Annotated in this window: 19 protein-coding genes and 1 tRNA gene; 11 read left to right on the top strand and 9 right to left on the bottom strand. The window is 40.1% G+C overall.

Features of this window, described 5'->3' with window-relative positions; all coding sequences use genetic code 11:
* Positions 1-250: 250 nt before the first annotated feature.
* The 6 genes from H9629_RS07480 to H9629_RS07455 form a co-directional block, all read right to left on the bottom strand.
* A complete protein-coding gene (locus tag H9629_RS07480; RefSeq protein WP_191730821.1) occupies positions 251-1,168 on the bottom strand; it encodes a hypothetical protein in 918 nt (305 codons plus the stop codon).
* Positions 1,169-1,205: 37 nt separating this feature from the next.
* Positions 1,206-2,339, bottom strand: coding sequence for a toxic anion resistance protein (locus H9629_RS07475; RefSeq protein ID WP_064096180.1), 1,134 nt, complete (start codon positions 2,337-2,339; stop codon positions 1,206-1,208).
* A gap of 16 nt (positions 2,340-2,355) precedes the next feature.
* Complete coding sequence (locus tag H9629_RS07470; RefSeq protein WP_064096181.1) at positions 2,356-3,147, bottom strand: hypothetical protein; 792 nt, start codon at positions 3,145-3,147, stop codon at positions 2,356-2,358.
* Positions 3,148-3,485: 338 nt separating this feature from the next.
* Positions 3,486-3,890 (bottom strand): nucleoside diphosphate kinase regulator, encoded by a 405-nt coding sequence (rnk, locus tag H9629_RS07465; RefSeq protein ID WP_064096182.1) that lies wholly within the window; start codon positions 3,888-3,890, stop codon positions 3,486-3,488.
* Between the two features lie 551 nt (positions 3,891-4,441).
* Positions 4,442-5,692, bottom strand: a complete 1,251-nt coding sequence (glyA, locus tag H9629_RS07460; protein ID WP_064096183.1) for a serine hydroxymethyltransferase — start codon at positions 5,690-5,692, stop codon at positions 4,442-4,444.
* Positions 5,693-5,845: 153 nt separating this feature from the next.
* Positions 5,846-7,090, bottom strand: coding sequence for an alpha/beta hydrolase (locus H9629_RS07455; RefSeq protein WP_191730820.1), 1,245 nt, complete (start codon positions 7,088-7,090; stop codon positions 5,846-5,848).
* 328 nt (positions 7,091-7,418) lie between these two features.
* On the opposite strand from H9629_RS07455, the gene H9629_RS07450 reads away from it, so the two are divergent.
* The 3 genes from H9629_RS07450 to H9629_RS07440 all read left to right on the top strand — a co-directional run bounded on the left by H9629_RS07450 (position 7,419) and on the right by H9629_RS07440 (position 9,360).
* Positions 7,419-8,117, top strand: coding sequence for a DUF3820 family protein (locus H9629_RS07450; protein WP_064096184.1), 699 nt, complete (start codon positions 7,419-7,421; stop codon positions 8,115-8,117).
* A 101-nt stretch (positions 8,118-8,218) separates the two neighbouring features.
* Positions 8,219-8,809: a hypothetical protein gene (locus H9629_RS07445; protein ID WP_191730819.1), complete on the top strand. Its 591-nt coding sequence runs from the start codon at positions 8,219-8,221 to the stop codon at positions 8,807-8,809.
* 200 nt (positions 8,810-9,009) lie between these two features.
* A complete protein-coding gene (locus H9629_RS07440) occupies positions 9,010-9,360 on the top strand; it encodes a hypothetical protein (protein ID WP_064096186.1) in 351 nt (116 codons plus the stop codon).
* A gap of 195 nt (positions 9,361-9,555) precedes the next feature.
* Here H9629_RS07440 and H9629_RS07435 read toward each other — a convergent pair whose 3' ends face one another.
* Positions 9,556-9,774: a hypothetical protein gene (locus H9629_RS07435; protein ID WP_064102761.1), complete on the bottom strand. Its 219-nt coding sequence runs from the start codon at positions 9,772-9,774 to the stop codon at positions 9,556-9,558.
* 983 nt (positions 9,775-10,757) lie between these two features.
* On the opposite strand from H9629_RS07435, the gene H9629_RS07430 reads away from it, so the two are divergent.
* Positions 10,758-12,329, top strand: coding sequence for a sensor domain-containing diguanylate cyclase (locus H9629_RS07430; RefSeq protein WP_064096188.1), 1,572 nt, complete (start codon positions 10,758-10,760; stop codon positions 12,327-12,329).
* A 34-nt stretch (positions 12,330-12,363) separates the two neighbouring features.
* Here H9629_RS07430 and H9629_RS07425 read toward each other — a convergent pair.
* Positions 12,364-12,439: transfer RNA gene (locus H9629_RS07425), tRNA-Arg, on the bottom strand.
* 190 nt (positions 12,440-12,629) lie between these two features.
* Between H9629_RS07425 and H9629_RS07420 the strand changes: the two genes are divergently transcribed.
* From H9629_RS07420 to H9629_RS07390, 7 genes are all read left to right on the top strand, one after another.
* Positions 12,630-13,565: an ABC transporter ATP-binding protein gene (locus H9629_RS07420; RefSeq protein WP_144724578.1), complete on the top strand. Its 936-nt coding sequence runs from the start codon at positions 12,630-12,632 to the stop codon at positions 13,563-13,565.
* Positions 13,562-14,335 (top strand): ABC transporter permease, encoded by a 774-nt coding sequence (locus H9629_RS07415; protein WP_064096190.1) that lies wholly within the window; start codon positions 13,562-13,564, stop codon positions 14,333-14,335. The genes H9629_RS07420 and H9629_RS07415 overlap by 4 nt, the downstream gene beginning before the upstream one ends.
* Entirely contained in the window at positions 14,335-15,150 is an 816-nt protein-coding gene (queF, locus tag H9629_RS07410; RefSeq protein WP_191730818.1) for an NADPH-dependent 7-cyano-7-deazaguanine reductase QueF, read from the top strand. The genes H9629_RS07415 and queF overlap by 1 nt, the downstream gene beginning before the upstream one ends.
* An 18-nt stretch (positions 15,151-15,168) precedes the next feature.
* Entirely contained in the window at positions 15,169-15,822 is a 654-nt protein-coding gene (locus H9629_RS07405; RefSeq protein ID WP_064096192.1) for a hypothetical protein, read from the top strand.
* Between the two features lie 304 nt (positions 15,823-16,126).
* Positions 16,127-17,128 carry a lytic murein transglycosylase B gene (mltB, locus tag H9629_RS07400; RefSeq protein ID WP_191730817.1) on the top strand — a complete coding sequence of 334 codons (1,002 nt, stop codon included), beginning with the start codon at positions 16,127-16,129 and terminating at the stop codon, positions 17,126-17,128.
* Between the two features lie 289 nt (positions 17,129-17,417).
* Positions 17,418-18,032, top strand: a complete 615-nt coding sequence (locus tag H9629_RS07395) for a septal ring lytic transglycosylase RlpA family protein (protein WP_064096470.1) — start codon at positions 17,418-17,420, stop codon at positions 18,030-18,032.
* Positions 18,033-18,273: 241 nt separating this feature from the next.
* Positions 18,274-18,729, top strand: a complete 456-nt coding sequence (locus H9629_RS07390) for an Mpo1 family 2-hydroxy fatty acid dioxygenase (RefSeq protein WP_064102765.1) — start codon at positions 18,274-18,276, stop codon at positions 18,727-18,729.
* Positions 18,730-19,081: 352 nt separating this feature from the next.
* Here H9629_RS07390 and tsf read toward each other — a convergent pair whose 3' ends face one another.
* Positions 19,082-19,960, bottom strand: a complete 879-nt coding sequence (gene tsf, locus H9629_RS07385) for a translation elongation factor Ts (RefSeq protein WP_064096195.1) — start codon at positions 19,958-19,960, stop codon at positions 19,082-19,084.
* Between the last annotated feature and the right edge of the window lie 19 nt (positions 19,961-19,979).

Here is a 19,979-nt window from a genome sequence, read left to right as displayed (position 1 = left end):
TGGGCAGAAGTATTTTGGTCTAACATTGCTAACGCCTCCAGAGGAGTAAATGTTTATTTGATACAGCCATGATAGGATAATCGATTGAATAGGTAAAACAGGTTGTTTTTATTTTATTAATCGGATTTTATGATTAAAAATTTGATTATTATTCTATTAATAATTTTATACATTATGACCGATTCAAATTATAAAGAGATAAATTTAAAGATTAAAAAAAAATGCTCCCTTTCCAGAAGCATTTTTTAGTTTAGAAAATTCGTTGTTCAATCCGCAATGAACGTCCTTTAATCGAATGAGCCAGTAAAAATAGAACAAGACTGAGCAATGCAGACAAGATAGCAATACCAATGATTACGATATTCACGATCTTACTGACCTCATCAGCTTGCTGTGCTTGACGCTCTACACTTTGCGCCACAGGAGTCAAACTTTTGCCATAGACCTGTTGCTGCATGGTCCAGATCTGTTCAGGTTTGAACCCATATTGCTCAAACTTGGCATCTTTTTTCTCGGCCTCAACCACTTGGGCCACATAAGGCCGTGCTGCAGAGAAATCGACGGGCTTATGTAACAGTGCCGTTTGTGCCAGTAAATAAGACTTTACTGGTGCAGCAATCTCTGAATCGGACAGATAACGGGCAATTTCACTGTCATTGATATTGCTATCGTAGTATACCACTTGCTGATAAGCGTCATCCTCATCATTCCGCAGATCATGCTGCCAGTAAGTTAATCCTGACCAGATCAGAATAAATGCAATCAGCCATGCGACAAATTTCAGCACGAAAGACTGAAAACGCACATAAAAGAAACGTAGCTTTTTCATTAGGCTCATTACAATAAATGCGCCAATGAAAGAAGAAAAAATTTTAATAATTAGCCAGCCAATCCAGCTTAACAAACTAAAAAAATAATCTGGACTGTCACCAATGCTAGCCAGTGCAGCGTCGACACTGACTGGTAAGTGCAATTGCTGAACTTCAGTGCTCAGACCAAAAAAGCCATAGACCAGCTCCTGCTGGAAAAACAGGCTGATCAATGAGGCTATAAATACGGTAGATGTGGTCAAACCCAATAACATCAAATTGCGTTGACGTCTTTTGAGTGCGATTACACCCTGCTTGATGTCTTGAGGTTTGACGGCATATTCATCTAAGGGCGGCAATCTCTACTCCTTCTTACAGATTTTAGCCCTACCTGATTTAGTTGGGCTTGGATCCACTGGTACTTGATTCAATTACCAAATGATTCAGATTATCCTGTAAAGCTTTTAAACGCACGGTCGCTTCTGTACGTTTTTGTACACCTTCTTTCTGGATCTGAATCACATCATTTACAGTTTTAATGAGGGTATTTTGCACATGTTCAAGCGTTTCGATGTCAATCACCGAGCGCTGGTTGGCTTTAGCCGTAGCGACCGAGTTCTGATGTAACAGGTCTGCATTACGGCGCAGCAGCTCATTGGTAGCATCATCAATAGTATTGGCCAGCTGGACACTGTTCTTTTGTTCGCTTAAGGAAATTGCCAGACTGATCTGGTTTTTCCATGCCGGCAAAGTAATATTCTTGATTGCATAGAACTTGTCGACCAGCATCAGGTTATTTGACTGGATAATCCGGATCATCGGCAAGGTCTGCATGGCAGACTGCTGCAAGACCTGTAAGTCACTGATACGCTTTTCCAGATTATTGGCCAGATGATTCAGATCATAAATTTTCTGTGTGGTGGTCTGGTCTTGTGGCAAGGCGGTTAAAGCGGCAATTTCCTGTTGTAGCTCCTGTTCACGTAAACGGCCTGCGGCAATATGAATGCCGAGCTGTTTGTACTCTTCCTGCACTCCATCGAACATTTTGTCCAGGGTATCGACTCGCGCTTTCAGTCCGGATTGTGAAGTTTCGATTTCTTTCACCAGCACATCTAGCTGCTCTTTGGTGGTATTAAAATGTGCATCAAAGTTATCTTTTGCACCTTTAAATTTGCTGATGATATTGCCAAAAAAACCTGAACTTTTCTTTTTATTAAGAATACTGCTGGTGTTCAGCTGCTGCGCCACCTGCACGACCTGATTCAGCTTTTGTCCTGTGGCATCCAGATCCCTATTTTGAACCAGATTCAGTAATTCATCGGTATAGGTCGAGGTTTTGGTCGCAATATTTTTACCATATTCCGCCACGCTGTTATGGCTCATGTTCTGTAATTCTTTACGTGCAGCCAGCACTTCCTGAAAGTCAGCAGGCTGCAGGCCCAGTTCTTTCAGGTCCATTTGCTGGAATTTTTGTTCGACCAGTTCACTCGAGCTTTCAACAGGTAAATTTACTAAATCAGACTTGGTCATAGTTCACCTTATATTGTTATGATTTCGAGGGTTTCTCGAGGGATTTTTTTAACGTTTTAATCAGACGCTCACGACTATTATCAAGTTTTTCCAGATCACTTGTCGAGTGTTTCGTCTGGCTTTGTTTGACATGATATTGCCAAGCCGGAATCAATACCTGTTGAGCCTCCTTAAAGCGATCCAGCAAGCTAAAGGAAAGCTGCTGGGAAAGTTGCATCTGGGTAATGGCAATGTCATTACTACTCTGCAAGGTTCGCAGGGTATTGATTTTCTTGGAGAGACGTTCTGAAAAATTATCCAGAGGATGCTGATTCTTCACAAATTGCGGATATTCGGACAGAAACTCTTCTGCCGCGACAATATGCTTGGCCATCTGTTCGCGCAAACCTAAAATCTGCTGGAATCGGGATTGCGATTTCTGGATTTCAATCTGCAATTTGCGGCTTAAGTGATCAGCCTGATCCAGCAGACGATCCAGTCGCTGGTAATACTCAACCTGACTAGAGCCATAATCCAGATCAATGCCCAGCCATTTCTGAAGAGCATTGAATTTACGTTTTTTCAGATACTTTTTAGATTCTGCCAGTGCCTGAATCAATTGCTCAATGGTCTGACTCAGTTGCTGGGTCAAGTGCGGATCGACCCCATTCAGCAGAACCGACTGAGCCTGAATCAAGGCATCAGCATAATGGTTCAGCCCATATTGATTAGCCAGTACAGGTACAAGCTCATTCCGTTTGATCGCCAGAATTTCCTCACGATCAAACGTCATGTCAGTTAAGGCAGGCAGGGCTTCAAAGCGCGACATAGGAGAGACGATATCCTTTAAAAAGTGAACTAAAGAAATCTTGAACATCTTTGAATGTAGCAAAAAAACAGGCGACGTTGTGTATATTTATCCAGAAATTCGTTACATCACTTTAACTAAATCCATGTTTTATCTTTATTTTAATTATGATTTTGGCAATACAATCCAATTGGAGAGATAAATGGCTCCGTAGCATTTTGAGAATTATTTAACTTTAAGCATTTAGAATTTTAAAATGTATTCAATCTGATCTAAATGCTTACAATACTAGGTTTTACTTAAAATCCATATACAAAAAAAGCCATATTGCTATGGCTTTTAAAAGATGTTCAACGGGCTTAGAGATAATCCCCTTCGCTCTCCGGCTGATAGAGCACTTTCTCGATAGTCACTTTCATCGTATGACCATCCGGCTGTGGCCATTCAATGGTCTGACCTTCAGCAAGTCCCAGAATGGCTGCACCTATGGGTGCGACCACATTGACCTGCCCTTTTTCACCGTTAAATTCATGTGGGTAAACCAAGGTCACCTCAACCGCTTCGGTTGAAGGTGCAATCGTCAACAGGACACGTGAATGCATGGTCACGATATTGCTTGCGATCTCTTTTGGCTCAACTACTTCGGCACGTGCCAGTTCATCCTCTAAGCGAATCATGGTTTCACTCAGCTTGCTCTGGTTCTCCAGCATCGTTTCTAGACGCTGCAAATCCTGCTCAGATAAAATAATGTTGGGTTTAGTCATTCTTATTACCTTGTTTAATTCATAAGTGAAAAATTAATCAATTAACTGCCGGCAGCATCTTTAAATATAGGATTTGCCTAAATTCAAATGCCACCAATCCATAGAATATTTAAATAAAAAAGAATGATGTCATTCATAGCACTTTTTCAGTATTTCCTTACAGTAACATGGGATTTACTCAAGTGTTTTATCTAGCGTGCCATCCAGCAGGATATCCAATATTTTTAAAACATCAGATTCTGAAAAATGACCCTGTAAATGGTGTGAAGCACTACATGGAGCGAATGGTCCACTCTTTTAAAACATTTAAAAATAAAGAGAGTTGATGAAAACTTTAAGCCAGATTTAGAAAAACTCAATATGATTTTATTGATAATTTAGTCTTACATCATAGTCTTCAGGCAGACATTTATAGAACTTAAAACATCATTTTGTACATAGTGATCTCAACTGAAATTGAGCTCGATCAAGTACAAACATATTCTGCAGCCTTACTTTATACAGCTATAAAAAAAGCTCCCGGTTGGGAGCTCCTTTCCGTTTATAAGCAATTATGCATAAACTGGGAATTTAGCACATACCGCTGCAACTTTTTCTTTAACTGCACTGATGACAGCTTCGTCGCCTTTGGCATCCAGAATGTCAGCGATCCAGCCAGCAAGTTCACGTACTTCAGCTTCACCGAAACCACGAGTAGTCACAGCAGGTGTACCAATACGGATACCTGAAGTCACAAACGGAGAACGTGGATCGTTTGGTACAGAGTTTTTGTTCACAGTAATATGAGCAGCACCTAACCAGGCATCAGCTTCTTTACCTGTGATGTCTTGTTTAATTAAAGATAACAAGAATAAGTGGTTTTCAGTACCGCCAGAAACGACTTCATAACCACGAGCCATCAATACTTCAGCCATTGCTTTAGCATTTACTACAACTTGTTGCTGGTAAGCTTTGTATTCAGGCGCCATAGCTTCTTTAAAGCAGATTGCTTTCGCCGCAATCGCATGAACCAAAGGACCACCCTGGTTACCCGGGAATACAGCCGATTGAAGTTTCTTCTCGATCTCTTCGTTTGCTTTCGCAAGGATCAGACCTGAACGTGGGCCACGAAGTGTTTTATGAGTTGTCGTCGTAGTTACGTCAGCAATTTGCACCGGACTAGGATAAACACCTGCAGCAACCAGACCTGCAACGTGTGCCATGTCAACAAACAGGTAAGCACCTACTTTGTCCGCGATGTCACGGAAACGCTGCCAGTCAACGATTTGGCTGTATGCAGAGAAACCGGCAACGATCATGCGTGGCTTGTGCTCAAGCGCTAAACGCTCAACTTCTTCGTAATCGATCTCGCCAGTTTCAGGGTTTAAACCGTACTGAATTGCATTATATGTTTTACCAGAGAAGCTTACTTTTGCACCGTGAGTCAAGTGACCACCGTGAGCAAGGCTCATACCCAGAACTGTATCGCCTGGGTTCAGAAGCGCTAAGTAAACTGCTGAGTTTGCTTGTGAACCAGCATGTGGCTGAACGTTAGCATAATCAGCACCAAAGAGTTCTTTAGCACGGTCAATCGCCAATTGTTCGATAACGTCTACATATTCGCAGCCGCCATAGTAGCGTTTGCCTGGGTAGCCTTCCGCATATTTGTTAGTAAGTTTTGAACCTTGAGCTTCCATGACTGCTGGTGAGCAATAGTTTTCAGAAGCGATTAGCTCAATATGAGCTTCTTGACGAGCATCCTCATTCGAGATTGCTTGAGCTAATTCTGGATCAAATTCAGCGATAGAGATATTGGCAAACATTAGCGAGGTCCTATTGATTTAGGGCTTTTAAGCCGTGCTAAGATTGGCGCGTATTGTAGCATGAAGTTTTGAATTTTCGATCATGAACTTTCTCCACTTTGCAATAAAAATGGCTCATGTCTCAAAAACATGAGCCATTTAGATAAAAATAAGTTATTGAATTGGCATTAGAGATTTTACATCTGAAATAATATTAGCAATATTCAGTGCATAGACGCTGCCATGATCCCATTTAGTCGTATTTGATTCATCCGTAATATAACGTACTGAGGTTTTTTTCTGATTCGCTAATTGAACTAAAACATCTGTTGCTGCTTTCGGAACGGTACTATCTGCTGAACCCTGATAAATAATGGTCGGTGTAGAAACTTTCACCAGTAAAGGCTGAGAATCCTTTTCCAGAAAGGTTTTCACCACTGGAATACTCATAAAATTAGCTTGAGTACGCGGGTATCCTTCCAAGGTCTTTTTATCGTTAAGATAAATTCCCATTGCATTACCAAATTTTTTGCCCAATATGTCATAGCAATCTGTTTCAGCATTCTTCGCAATGTTATCGGTTGGCATTTTGAAAATCTGGCTATATTGCAGATTTGGATTCGGGTTTCGCAACCCCGCAACAATCAGTGCAGTAAAAGTATCTAAAGACGCTAAAGTTTCAATTTTTTTATTCAGATCTGTTTCCTGTCCTGCCTGCTGTTCACCTCCTGACAAAATCAGGCTGAAATTAGAAGCGGGTGCTAAAGCGACCGTACCTTTATAGGTCATTTTAGAGGCACGTGCTGCATACTGGGCCGCGCCTAAAGCTGCTTGGCCCCCTTGAGAATGTCCAACCGCCATCCATTGGTTAGAAGCTTCTGGCCCTAAATAATCTTTTGCAGCCACCACTGCATCGGTCAGCGAATATGCCTCACTCTTAAGATTCAAGAAAGGATGGAGTTCTTTGCCACTCGGCTCTCCCAATCCTTCATAATCAGGTGCAACCACGACATAGCCAGCTTGAAGGAATCCACTAATCATATTTTTGATAAAAGGATTAAGTTCATTTCGACTTGGCGCACATTGATCAGCTACACCAGTCGTGCCATGTGCCCATGCGACGATCGGCCATCCTTTTGCTGGAGGCATTCCCTCGGGTGTAAAAACTAAAGCAGTGGCCTGTGTTTCTTTACCATTAACCCCTAACATCTTATAGGTCATGATCACACTTTCGTCAGCGATCCCTGAAAAATCTGTTTGAGTATAAGCTGCAGGTGTTGCCACCACCGGATTATCTATATTATTTACCGGAATAGCAGGTTTTGCCTCGTAAAAAAGATCATTATCACTATCATCGTTACAAGCGGTTAAGGCTAAACTTAATGTGAGAAGAGTACAGGTCAGTACATGACGTTTCATCGATCTTATCCTTGTCTTATTTATTATATCTAATGAGTTTTTCTGGTTTTATCCTAAACAAACGATAAAACTAGACTTAATTTCCCAATTTATCTAAAGAATATCAAGAAAAGAATGAGTTATTTTTGTGTTAAATTTACATTAGTTTAAATTTATTATTAAATTAACAAACTTAAACGAGGCAAAACTTCCATCTTCCCAAACCATACACATGGTCGCCACCAGTTAAAAAGCCTGCAATCAATACAGAAATAAAGCAATTCAATTGTCAGTAGCAAAATAATAATGTTAGATTTTACTCTCTTCTCTTTTCAGGTGTATTTCCGACATGCAGGCCATTATCCTTGATACCGAAACGCATACTTTAAATGGTCAACCCATTGAAATTGCCTATGCGCCTGTCGAAATTGTAGATCATAAAATCAGCCTGGATAAAAGCCGTCTTTTTGATCAGCTCTATACCTGTGACGAACCCATTTCTTTTGCTGCCATGGCCGTGCATCATATTCTGGAATCGGATCTGGAAGGCCAGCCGCATTACAGCACTTTTAGCCTGCCGAATGAGACAGTCTACATGATCGGTCATAATATTGATTATGACCTCCGTGCCATTCAAAAGTGCGATGTTGATACCTCGAAAATCAAGGCGATCTGTACACTGGCTTTAGCACGCCGGGTCTGGCCCGATGCAGAAGCACATAATATTTCCGCCCTGATTTACATGATCACCAAAGGCAGTGAGCGAGCGCGTGAAATGATCCGTAAAGCGCATCGTGCTGACATGGACATCATTTTAACTGCCAATATTCTGATGCACATTGTCCATCATTTAAAAATCAATAGTATGCAGGAATTATTCGAGGCTTCTGAAGATGCCCGAATTCCACGTACCATAAATTTTGGTAAACATCGCGGTACTGCCATTGCAGAACTTCCGGCTGACTACGTACAATGGTTATTGCGTCAGGACGAACTTGATCCTTATTTACGTAAGGCCCTTGAAAATACGGCGATTACCACATTATAAATCTTATCGAAATACGCTTCGGTATTTTAATAAATACTTCATATTAGTGTAATTCTGACAGACTATGCTCAAGCTGAATTTAAGCAACTATCTATTCAGCTATGATGCATTTTTATAAGACTCAACGTGGGATCGAGGTACTCCAGGATCGCTCTCTTCCACTCACCGCACGTCAACGCCGCTTATTGGTTCTGATCGGCAGCCAGGATTTCAACCTATTAAATGACGCTTTAAAACAGCAACTTGCTCCTGCCGAAATTTTAGATCAACTTTATGCCATGGAATTAATTGGGCCAGCTGAAACCGGCGATTTAATACATTGTCAGAAAACAGCTGAGATAAAAGTAGATACAAAAATTGACCTGGCGCATTCCGAGAGCCATCGCCTTCTAAATTCATCTAGCGGGATGAATCAAGACAATCATTCCCATCTGCCAGAACCGCAGGCTTTGTATTTTGAAGACCTCAAATACCTGATGATGGAAAGCTTACAAAAATACTGCGGCTTGATGGCCAAACAGCAAGTACAGCATATTTCACTAGCTCGGGATGCACGCAGTTTGAAACTTTGTCAAATGCAATGGACCACCTCACTTCAGGAAAGCCGCATTGCCCCTCAAGAACTGAATCATATTCTGAAGCAGATCAATTTTGCTCTAGATCAATTACAGCGAAATGAAGTTCATGAATAAAACCTTCTGAGTCTTTAAAACTCTTAAATGAGCAAGTTTAACAATAAGTTCTCTTTGATTTTATAATATAACTGATTGGTTATTATAAATATTTATATTCAGATCAAATTTAAAGCCCTGAATATCAGACTTAAGCGTGATAGAAAAATAATTATAATCCCGCCATATAATGAGCATAGACATTCGATTGGATCATATATATGTCCTGCTATTTAGAATTCGATGCGTTTGATAATCCTATGCAACTCAGCAAAGTCGGCAACTGGGTGATTACTTTTTTAAGCCCGGCGGAAGAACTGCAACTTGTGCAACTGGCAATTACCTATGTGCTTCCACGTCAGATGTGCGACAACTTGCAACCGCGCCGTGTGTTGATTGAAAAAAGTCCTCTCGAACATCATTGGCTGATTCAAGCCATCGAATGTTTTGACAGCACCACCCGTCAGGAAATTTCCTTAACTCCTGAACATCCAACAGCTCAGCGGACTTTAATGCAAATTTTGCAAGAATTTGAAAAATATGATGTGAACATATTACTTAAGCAGATTTAAACGGTTAGTTATTTAAATCAGCTCTTTATTATCATGAGAGATTGCTTTATTTACAGCTAGATAAATTATGTGCAAGGTGAGTAATTGCCGACATATAAAAAACTCACCAATTAGGTGAGTTTTTTATATGCTGGATCGGTGATGTCGGATGAATAAGTTCAATTTTCACTACCTATCTGATGCCCACTGATTGAATTATTCTACAACACGATAAATATTGGAAGACTGCTGGCTTTCAAATAACAGCTCAATACTCGGCAGAATTGTTTCTCCATCCACCACGATATGTTCAATTTTTTTAACTAAATCAACTACCTGATCATTGTTATGTTCTGCAAAGGAACGTAGCATGGCTTTCACTTCAATCACTTTGCTAAATTGATCTTTCACCTTAATATCGATTATCTTAGACATTTCTTTTCCTCCTAAATTCTCCAATTTGCAGTTTTTTATACCACACTTAGTCCAACGATTAAGGTTAAAGATGTTAGCGAATTTGGCAATGTAAACTTTTTTATAAGGATGAATTGCAAGAAGTAAAATATTAAAATTAGTGCAATATTATTTTAGACAGAAATTAAAAAGCTCGCATTTCTGCGAGCTCTGTGTTGGATGGCTAGTGTTAGATTTATTGTCTGATGATAAACATCAAACTCAACTAACTATCATTGATCCGTCCAACTATTCGGTAGCGTCTTATTGGTTTTACGACCTACCATGAGTTCAATATAGCAATTTTTTTTCAGCAGACAATACCCTTTTACACTTCTAAAAAAGACTTATACAAGATTTTAATTGTGATTTTTTCGTAGAAGACTAAAATATTATTGGCTATTTTATTGAAAAACCCTCTACTTGAATCCACCTATTCTTCAAAATTTTTTCTATTTTTAAAATATGATTTTATATACAAAGGCATGTTATACACTTAGATAGAAACCTATTTATTTTCAATAATATATTAAAAATTAAACTGTAATCGCATTCCTAATCTACACCCGCCTTCAGAAAGATGATGATGTAAAAATATATTGTATCTCTACAGGCTCGCGTCGATTTCTAAAATAGATTGCATGTAATCACCTCATCTACTTATAAAGATAAATACCTCATAACTTTGTCCAAACTCTTCCTCCTATCTACTCATATCGTATGTTTATTCAAAAATTTGTCTAAACAGCCCGACATTATTTTTTAATGTATAGCATGACTGGATATTCAGAACATTATCCGGTTTTAAGATTCCAGTAGGTTTATATACAAACAGTCTGGAAATTTTAATTCTGCTCAAGATAACAACGCTGCCCTAATGGAAATTTAATTTTATATCAGCTTTAAATATTGAAGATAAATACAATACAATGCTCATAAATACATCGAGATATGTCTAAATTTTTATGTCAGCTAATAATTTTAGGAAATACCTTGATCTCAATTTAAGGCAGTTAATACTTTTATTGGCTATCTTTAGTGTGTCCAGCCTTTTTATTATTTCGCTCATTATTAGCTATCAAATCGTAAAAAATCAGTTAATCGATAACTCTCTCATCTTAAATGCTGACCATGCCCATAAAATTGCATTGAGTACAGACAATCACTTTAGAAACATGCTTCTTGAGCTAAACTATAGCGCAAAAATATTAGGTCAAGACTTTAACAACAATGAGCTTAGAGAAGCTGAGGTCAATAAATTAAAATATCAGTCTGAGCACTATAACAGTGTAGTCATCAGCGACCCCCAAGGCCGATTAATCAATTTTTCACCGAATATTCTGAATATTGATAGAAGTAAAATACAACATACTCCGGGGATTAGTGATTCTCTTCATAAAAAATCGACTTATATATCTTCTCCGTATTTTTCTGTCCGAAAAAATTTGATCGTATTTATTTCTCAACCTATTTTTGATAAGTCAAATCATTATCAGGGTTTCATTGGTTCTGCAATTTATTTAAAAGAAAAAAATGTGATCAATCAGCTTCTAACGACCTATAAGAATTATAAAAATAGTTATATGTATGTGATTAATAATGAAAATGAAATAATTTTTCATCCCGATCCTGAAAGAATCGGTCAATCGGCCAGCAATAATTCTGGCCTAGAATATATGCATGCGCATAAGCATGGTCAAATTCGTTTAGTGAATAGCCAGGGAGTTGATAATCTCGCGGGTTTTTCTCATATTCCGACTTCAAACTGGATTGTGGTTTCCCAACAGCCTACTCATGAATTACTTAAACAGGCCAATTCTATTCTTTATAAATTGGCCGCAGGCTTCTTTTTATTTTACCTGCTGGTTTTTTATATTGTATGGAAGCTTTCTGATTCTATCTCGGCCCCGTTAAACCAGCTGGCAGATATGGCGAGTCTATTGAATCAGGCAGAAATCAGTTCAAAAATTAAAGCTATACAGCCCTGGTATTATGAGGTCACAAAATTCAAATTGGCACTATTATTAAGTATCCGCAAGTTTTCACAACAAATGAGCAAAATGGATCATCATATTAATACAGATCCTTTAACCGGGCTGATGAACCGGCGCGGCTTGAATTATGTTATGACTCAAAATATAAAAATGAACATTCCTTTTTCAGTCCTGCTGATGGATGTGGATCACTTTAAAAAAGTGAATGATAATTATGGTCACGATCAAGGTGACATGGTTTTAAAACATATTGCCCATACAATGCAGCAAAATTTTCGTAAAGAGGATATTTGCTGCCGTTATGGCGGTGAAGAATTTATCGTCATTATCCCAAACAGCAATCTGGATGAAGTTTATGAAAGTGCGGAACGGTTCAGAAAAGAAATTGCGTCCAAAGAGATTGAGAACATTGGCAACATCAGCATTTCGATTGGCATAGCCTCTTGGCCAGACAGCTCTAAAAACATACTAGACGTTTTGAAAATTGCCGATAACAATCTTTATCGGGCGAAAGATGATGGACGAAACTGCGTTCGTTATTAATTTATTTTTTTTCAGTTATATACAATAAATTAAATGGTGCGCTCAGCGGGACTCGAACCCACGCCACAGGCTTCGGAGACCTGTACTCTATCCAGTTGAGCTATGAGCGCATCTTTTTTGGATCGCGCACATCATAACAAAAAAAAGCATAAGGTAAAGCAACTATCTCTAACTTCATCATTTTTATGCTTAAGCTTTATACAATGTTCCAAAATAGCAACACAGAATTGCATGTGAATCACTTGGCTTATTTTGCTAGATCACTCACAATATCTCAACTTTTCACCATTTGAGATATTCATGACTGATGCACTGATCTTAAGGGATTTGTCAAAGACCTATCGCAATGGCTTTCAGGCATTGAAAGGAATTAACTTAAATGTACCAGAAGGTGAGTTTTATGCACTCTTGGGCCCCAATGGCGCAGGAAAATCGACCACCATCGGTATTATCAGCTCATTAACAAAAAAAACATCCGGTACCGTCGAGATTTTTGGTCATAATCTGGACACCCACCCTTCACAGGCCAAACAATGCCTAGGTGTAGTCCCTCAGGAATTCAACTTTGCCCAGTTTGAAAAGACCTTCGATATTTTAGTGACTCAGGCAGGCTATTACGGCATTCCAAAAAAAATTGCACAGCAACGGGCGGAGATTTATCTGACCAAACTGGGTTTATGGGAAAAGCGTTCCACTCAGGCCCGCCTGTTATCGGGCGGGATGAAACGCCGCCTGATGATTGCGCGCGCCATGATGCACGAACCGAAACTGCTGATTCTCGATGAACCGACTGCAGGTGTTGATATTGAGTTGCGTCGTTCAATGTGGGAATTTTTGAACGAGATGAATGAACAAGGTACTTCCATCATTCTAACCACGCATTATCTAGAAGAAGCGGAAATGTTGTGTCGCCGCATTGCGATTATTGACCGCGGTGTGATTAAAGAAGACACCACCATGAAAAACTTCCTGAGTCAGCTCAATGAAGAATCGTTTATTTTCGATCTGGCCGAACCGATTGAACCGCTGCATCTGGATATTATCGGCGTGCGTTTTAACCTGATCGATCCGATGACTTTAGAAATCACCATGGACAAGGCACACACCATGAATGATCTGTTCCAGTTGCTGGAATCACAGAATATTCAGGTGCGCAGCATGCGCAATAAATCCAACCGTCTGGAAGAACTTTTTGTGAAAATGGTCGAGAAAAATCTGGATGGAGCTGCGCAATGAACATTAATCAACTCAGCGTCGCTTTATATACCATTGTCTATAAAGAAGTCCGTCGCTTTATGCGCATCTGGCCGCAGACCCTGTTGCCACCTGCAATCACCATGAGCTTGTACTTCGTGATCTTCGGTAATCTGGTCGGCTCACGCATTGGAGAAATGGGCGGCTATAGTTATATGGAGTTCATTGTGCCCGGTCTGATTATGATGGCCGTGATCACCAACAGCTATGCCAACGTCTCTTCCAGCTTCTTCAGCTCAAAATTCCAGAAAAGCATTGAAGAACTGATCATGAGTCCCGTACCGATGCATGCCATTTTATGGGGTCATGTGCTGGGCGGTGTGATTCGTGGGATACTGGTTGCAATCATTGTCAGTGCAGTGAGCTTATTTTTTGCTGACTTATATATCACCAACTGGTTTGTGACTATATATACCGTCTTGATTACGTCCCTGCTGTTTTCTTTGGGTGGGTTTATCAATGCTGTTTATGCTAAATCTTTCGATGATATCTCGATCATCCCCACTTTTGTATTAACACCACTAACTTATTTGGGCGGTGTGTTTTATGCCATATCGAGCTTAAGTCCATTCTGGCAAAATTTATCCTTGATTAATCCTGTCGTATACATGGTCAATGCCTTCCGCTATGGCATTTTAGGACATAGCGATGTCAATGTCAGCGTTTCACTGACAGTGATTACCTTATGTTGTGCCGTGCTGTATGCAGTGGCCTATCATTTACTCTCCCGTGGTTCAGGAATGCGTGAATAATGAGTGTAGAACAATCTCTCCTTGGTAAAGATACCAATTATCCTACTGAATATCAGCCTGATGTTCTGTTTCCAATTTCGCGCGCGCCTGCCCGTGAACAATACGCACATATTGAAGCGATTCAGCAAGGTACTGACTGGTGGCATGTATTTGAAATTTCCTGGTTAAATCCAGCGGGTGTGCCGCAAGTCGCTATTGGACGGATCAGCTTGCCAGCGTCCTCGCCGAATCTGATCGAATCCAAATCCTTGAAGCTGTATTTTAATAGCCTGAATTTTGCCAAATTTGCATCTAAAGATGCCTTTATCGCGATCGTAGAAAAAGATTTATCTGTTGCGGCCGAGGCTGAAGTCAAACTGCAACTGTTTCAGGTCGATGAGTTAGAGATTAGTAAACCTGAAGGCATCTGTATTGATGAGCTTACACCTGAGCGCCTGGAAAATTATCCAGATGCCAGTTTATTGGCTTTGGATTCGGATGATGCAGCAGAAGGCGAAATCCAGCTGTATTCACATTTACTTAGAAGTAACTGCCCAGTTACTGGCCAGCCGGACTGGGGAACAGTTTTTATACGTTATCAGGGTAAAAAACCTTGTTATAAGAGCATTTTAGCTTATATTATTTCCTACCGTCAGCATAATGGTTTCCACGAACAATGTGTGGAACAAATGTTTGCCGATATCTGGCAACAGCTAAAACCTGAAAAGCTGATGGTTTACGCAACCTATACACGCCGGGGTGGATTGGATATCAACCCTTGCCGTGTATCAGATTTAACATGGATGCCTCGCCCTATTCGTTTAGCGCGACAATAAAAACATTGAGGTTTAACAATGCCATTTTTTGGGTTTATTCCTTCTGCAGAGCTTTTAAATACAATTCAGACTGCACAACAAAACAAAAATTCCAGTGAACCGCTTTACCCCTTGCGTGATAAAACTGCATTAATGATCAATGATGAAATTATTGATGCGATTCTCACCGAGCTGGTGCGTCGCTTTCCTGCCAGCGATAAACGCGATACTGCGGAAAAACTGGCAGGTTATATCAAGTCGACTGTTGCAGTGTTACTGAAGCAGCTTTTGAGTAAAGCGCCGAATGAGGTGGTTAGAGAATCCATTACCTTCTCTGAGCGCAGCCTGTTTAAAGATCCTGATGGACATTTACGTGTCGGTGAGTCGCTCGATGCCAATCTGGTGACGAATTTGAAACATCATTATGCGGAACTCAAAGCCGGTCAGAGTATCGACAAACAGGCATTTAGCAATCTTTACAAGCAATTTGGTGAAGCGACAGTACGACATTTTATGGTCGACTTTAATAAAACCCTGGATCTTGGCATGATCAAACGTAAGGCTGCAGATATTGGCGCATCTGCAGTGATCAAAGCCATTAATATGGCAGCAGATAAAATCATTCTGAATTTGAATAAAGATGAGCTGCGCGCCATGGCCGAATATCACGACACTTTGTTCTATACAGAATAGTTTTGGATAGTCTAATCTCTGATTTTCTGTAAATCTTGAGAAACCAGCCTGACTTTTGTCAGGCTTTTTTATGATCAGTGAAATAGATTGTTACAGATAAGCTGCCGCGCAAGCCATACTGCCGCAAAAATAGCCAAACTTTCGCTATTTTTGTATAAGCGGCTAGGTCTCTTAATCATCCGAATGTTATCTTTAATCTGGCACTTTAAGCCCTAAGATTGAAAAAATTTATCAATCTTTTTCATGGCATGATTCAAATGACATCGCCAGCAACCCATCTAAAAAAACTGGAAATCGTAGCAAGATGTTGAAATCGGATTTTTATAAAAAGTTGAAACAGCTTTCAATCATATTCACTGCATTTGGTCTTAGCAGTTTTAGCCTGGCCAACGATTTCCAGTATCATCCTTCTTACGCAAGTTTTAAGCAAAATGCCATGCAAAGCTATGGACTGAGTGCCCAGCAAGTCGATTCAGCCATGAGCGGGACGCGTAACCTGCCCAATATCATCAACATCATGAATCGCCCAGGTGAAAGTAAGCCGTGGTATTCGTATAAGACCAATTTTCTGTCTGAATCTACCATTCAGCGTGGCGTACGTTTTAAACAGCAATATGCGGATACGCTTAACCGTGCTGAACAGCAGTTTGGTGTGCCGCAATCAATCATTCTAGGCATTTTAGGCGTGGAAACCGGTTTTGGTAGCAACAAGGGTTCTTTTATCACTCGTGATGCTCTGGCAACCTTAGGTTTTGGTTATGAGCGCCGTGCCCAGTATTTTCAGGATGAACTGGCTGCCCTGATTGCCTGGTCTTATAAAGATGGGGTGGCAACTTCTTCTATAGTGGGCTCATATGCCGGCGCTGTCGGTTATCCACAGTTTATGCCTAGCAATATTCCAAAGTTTGGTGTGGACTACGATGGTAATGGTCATATTGACCTGCGTAATTCAGCAGTAGATGCGATAGGTTCGATTGCCAACTATCTGGCACAGCATGGCTGGCAGCGTAATCAGCCGATTGCCTTTCCGGCACGTTATACCGGTTCAAATCCAGATGCAGTAATTGCCAAGGATCTCACCCAGCCTATCCCTTATGGTGTACTCAAAACTCAAGGCATTAGTCCGATGAATCCGATTGTAAAAATTGATGATCTGGACTTGGTCAATGTGATTCAATTACAAGAGAATTATGGCCAGATTTACTACATCACTTATCCAAATTTTCAAGTGATTACCACCTATAATCGCAGCCGTATGTATGCCACTGCATTGTGGTTATTAGGTACGGAAATTACCAACCGTTAACACTAATAATTAATACAAATTATGAAAGTCAACATTTTTATGGGCCAATTTGAGCATATTTTAAGCAATTTTAATATTATGTTACAATATTGATTATTTTTTAATCAATCATTGTTTATTTTGCGTTCTTTTTTTAACTATTTTAATTAAACACTAGACAGGGTGTTGTCAGCATGAATATTATCCATTTCGTTAAATGTAGTTGCATAAGTTAAATATCAGGCATGTTTACATGGTTTTTCAGCCATTTATGAACAACCAAATAGATATGCTGTTAGGAGTTGATTCGATGCATTCTTCAATTTTGAAGTCTTTTATGGCCATTGCCACGATTGTCACGCTGACGCAATCGCAGGCAGATATGGTTCCGTCATCTTCATTCACCAATGAAAATGATAATTCGCGCCTTGCAACGCGAGTACTCAATAAAGAAGCTCAAAGCTTCAATTCAAATTTCACCAATTTGAACAGCCTTTCAATCACTGAGCGTTCTGGCGATAAAGTTCGCCGTGAAACTATCGCAGCGAAAATTGAAATTCCTGCAGAAGAGCCTTCAGTGATTGAAAAACTGAATACAGTGGCTTCAAATACTGTACGTAAATTCAGTCAGACTGGTACAGCATCTTGGTATGGTCGTCAATTCCACGGCCGTAAAACTGCAAGCGGTGAAACCTTTGACATGAACGCAATGACTGCTGCTCATCGTAGCCTGCCATTGAACTGCTATATTCGTGTAACCAACCGTAATAACGGCAAAAGCGTCGTGGTGAAAGTTAATGACCGCGGTCCTTTCCATGGTAACCGTGTCGTTGATTTATCTTACGGTGCTGCAAAACAGTTAGGTATTACCAGTGCCGGTACTGCAAAAGTCAGTATTGAGCGTGTCGCTGGTCCAAATTCTTAAGGTTTGACCTGCAACACATTTAACAGAAGTCACAGCAATGTGGCTTTTTTTATTGCACTTGATATTGTATGAGAATATAAACAGTTTGGTTTAACGCTATTTTTAAATGATTTAAAAAAATTTTGGCATGTTCCTCAGACCGGATAAAATTCATTTGCCTACATGATTAACTTTTGACCGCATGCAAATTCTGCTTTATATTGCCTAATACGCAAAACATGTTCATGGAATGGAGCGAAGAATGAAAACAATATCTGAATGGTTTGATGAATATAGTGACAGCCACCAAAATAAAACCAATAAACTGATTCACTGGGTCTGCGTACCGACGATCTATTTTTCGATTATTGGCATTCTGGCGCATTTTAGCGCCTTACTGACTGCCCTGTTACTGATTTTGGCTTTTATTTTCTATGCACGCCTGGATCTTGTTTTGGCTGTGGCCATGACTACGTTGACTTTGGTCATGGCCTGGCTCATCTGGATTCTGCCAGTGGGTACAGGTTTTTTTATCGCCCTGTTTGTCTTGGCTTGGATTGGACAATTTTATGGGCACAAAGTTGAAGGCAAAAAGCCTTCTTTCCTTAAAGACCTCCAATTCCTCCTCATTGGCCCAATTTGGTGCATGGATGCCTATCTAGGTAAAATCCTACCAAAATGGAAATCGCGTCATAACAGCGTAATCATGAGCATCTGATGCTACATTCGATTTATCCTATGAGAAGAGCCTTATTGATAGGCTCTTTTCTAGTGGTTTAAGCCATGATCTGAACACTTTCACTCAGTCTCATACTGCATCGCAGTCAATCACATTGAATTTTCCACTCTATTCATGCTCTTCAAGATAGACATATAACGCATCACAAAGGGTAATAATCGAAACTAAAGCAACATGTGTTTTGGGTGACATGATGATTTACGCATATTTTTTTATCTTAACCTTTATTAAATTTTTAGAAATCATTTGCTGACCTAAACCCGCAAATTTTAGGCATAAAAAAAGCCCCAAACGGGGCTTTTTTCTACTCAACAATTAGTCAAGAGACAAATTATTGTGCAGCAGCAGCTTGAGCAGCAGCAACTTCGTCAGCGAAGCTCATTTCTGCTTTTTTCTCAATACCTTCACCAACTTCGAAACGAACGAAATCAGTTACAGTCGTACCAGTTGCTTTAAGAACGTCAGCAACTTTCTTGTCGTTGTCGATTACGTACATTTGACGCTCAAGAACAACTTCATTCAAGTATTTCTCAACAGAACCTACAACCATCTTCTCAACGATGTTTGCTGGCTTGCCAGATTCAAGTGCTTTCGCTTCAGCGATTTCTTTCTCTTTCGCGATAAGCTCAGCAGAAACGCCTTCAGCATTTACAGCGACTGGGTTGAACGCAGCAACGTGCATTGCCAAGCCTTTACCAGTTGCTTCATCACCAGTGTAAGAAACAACAACACCGATCTTAAGACCGTGTTTATAAACTGCAAGGTTTTCGCCTTCAACAATTTTTGCACGACGTACTTGGATGTTTTCACCGATTTTTTGAACAAGAGCGATACGCGCTTCTTCAACAGTCGTACCATCTTCTAGTTTCAATTCAGCAATTTGAGCAGGCTCAGTTACGTTTGCAGCAAGAGCGGCAGCAGCAACTTTCGCAGAGAAACCAGCAAAGTTTTCGTCTTTCGCAACGAAGTCAGTTTGGCAGTTAACTTCTAGAAGAAGTGCTTTGTTGCCTTCTTGAGCAATCGTGATTGCGCCATCAGCAGCAATGTTACCTGCTTTTTTAGCAGCTTTTGCTTGACCAGATTTACGTAGGTTATCGATCGCAAGTTCAACGTCGCCGCCCGCTTCTGTCAAAGCTTTTTTACATTCCATCATTGCTAGACCAGTACGATCGCGCAATTCTTTAACCATGCTTGCTGTAACTGCAGTCATGTTAATCTCCTAAATTCGG

Origin of the sequence: Acinetobacter pecorum, from assembly GCF_014837015.1 — a bacterium.
GTDB classification, from domain to species: domain Bacteria; phylum Pseudomonadota; class Gammaproteobacteria; order Pseudomonadales; family Moraxellaceae; genus Acinetobacter; species Acinetobacter pecorum.
This window is presented reverse-complemented; position numbering and strand designations above follow the sequence as displayed.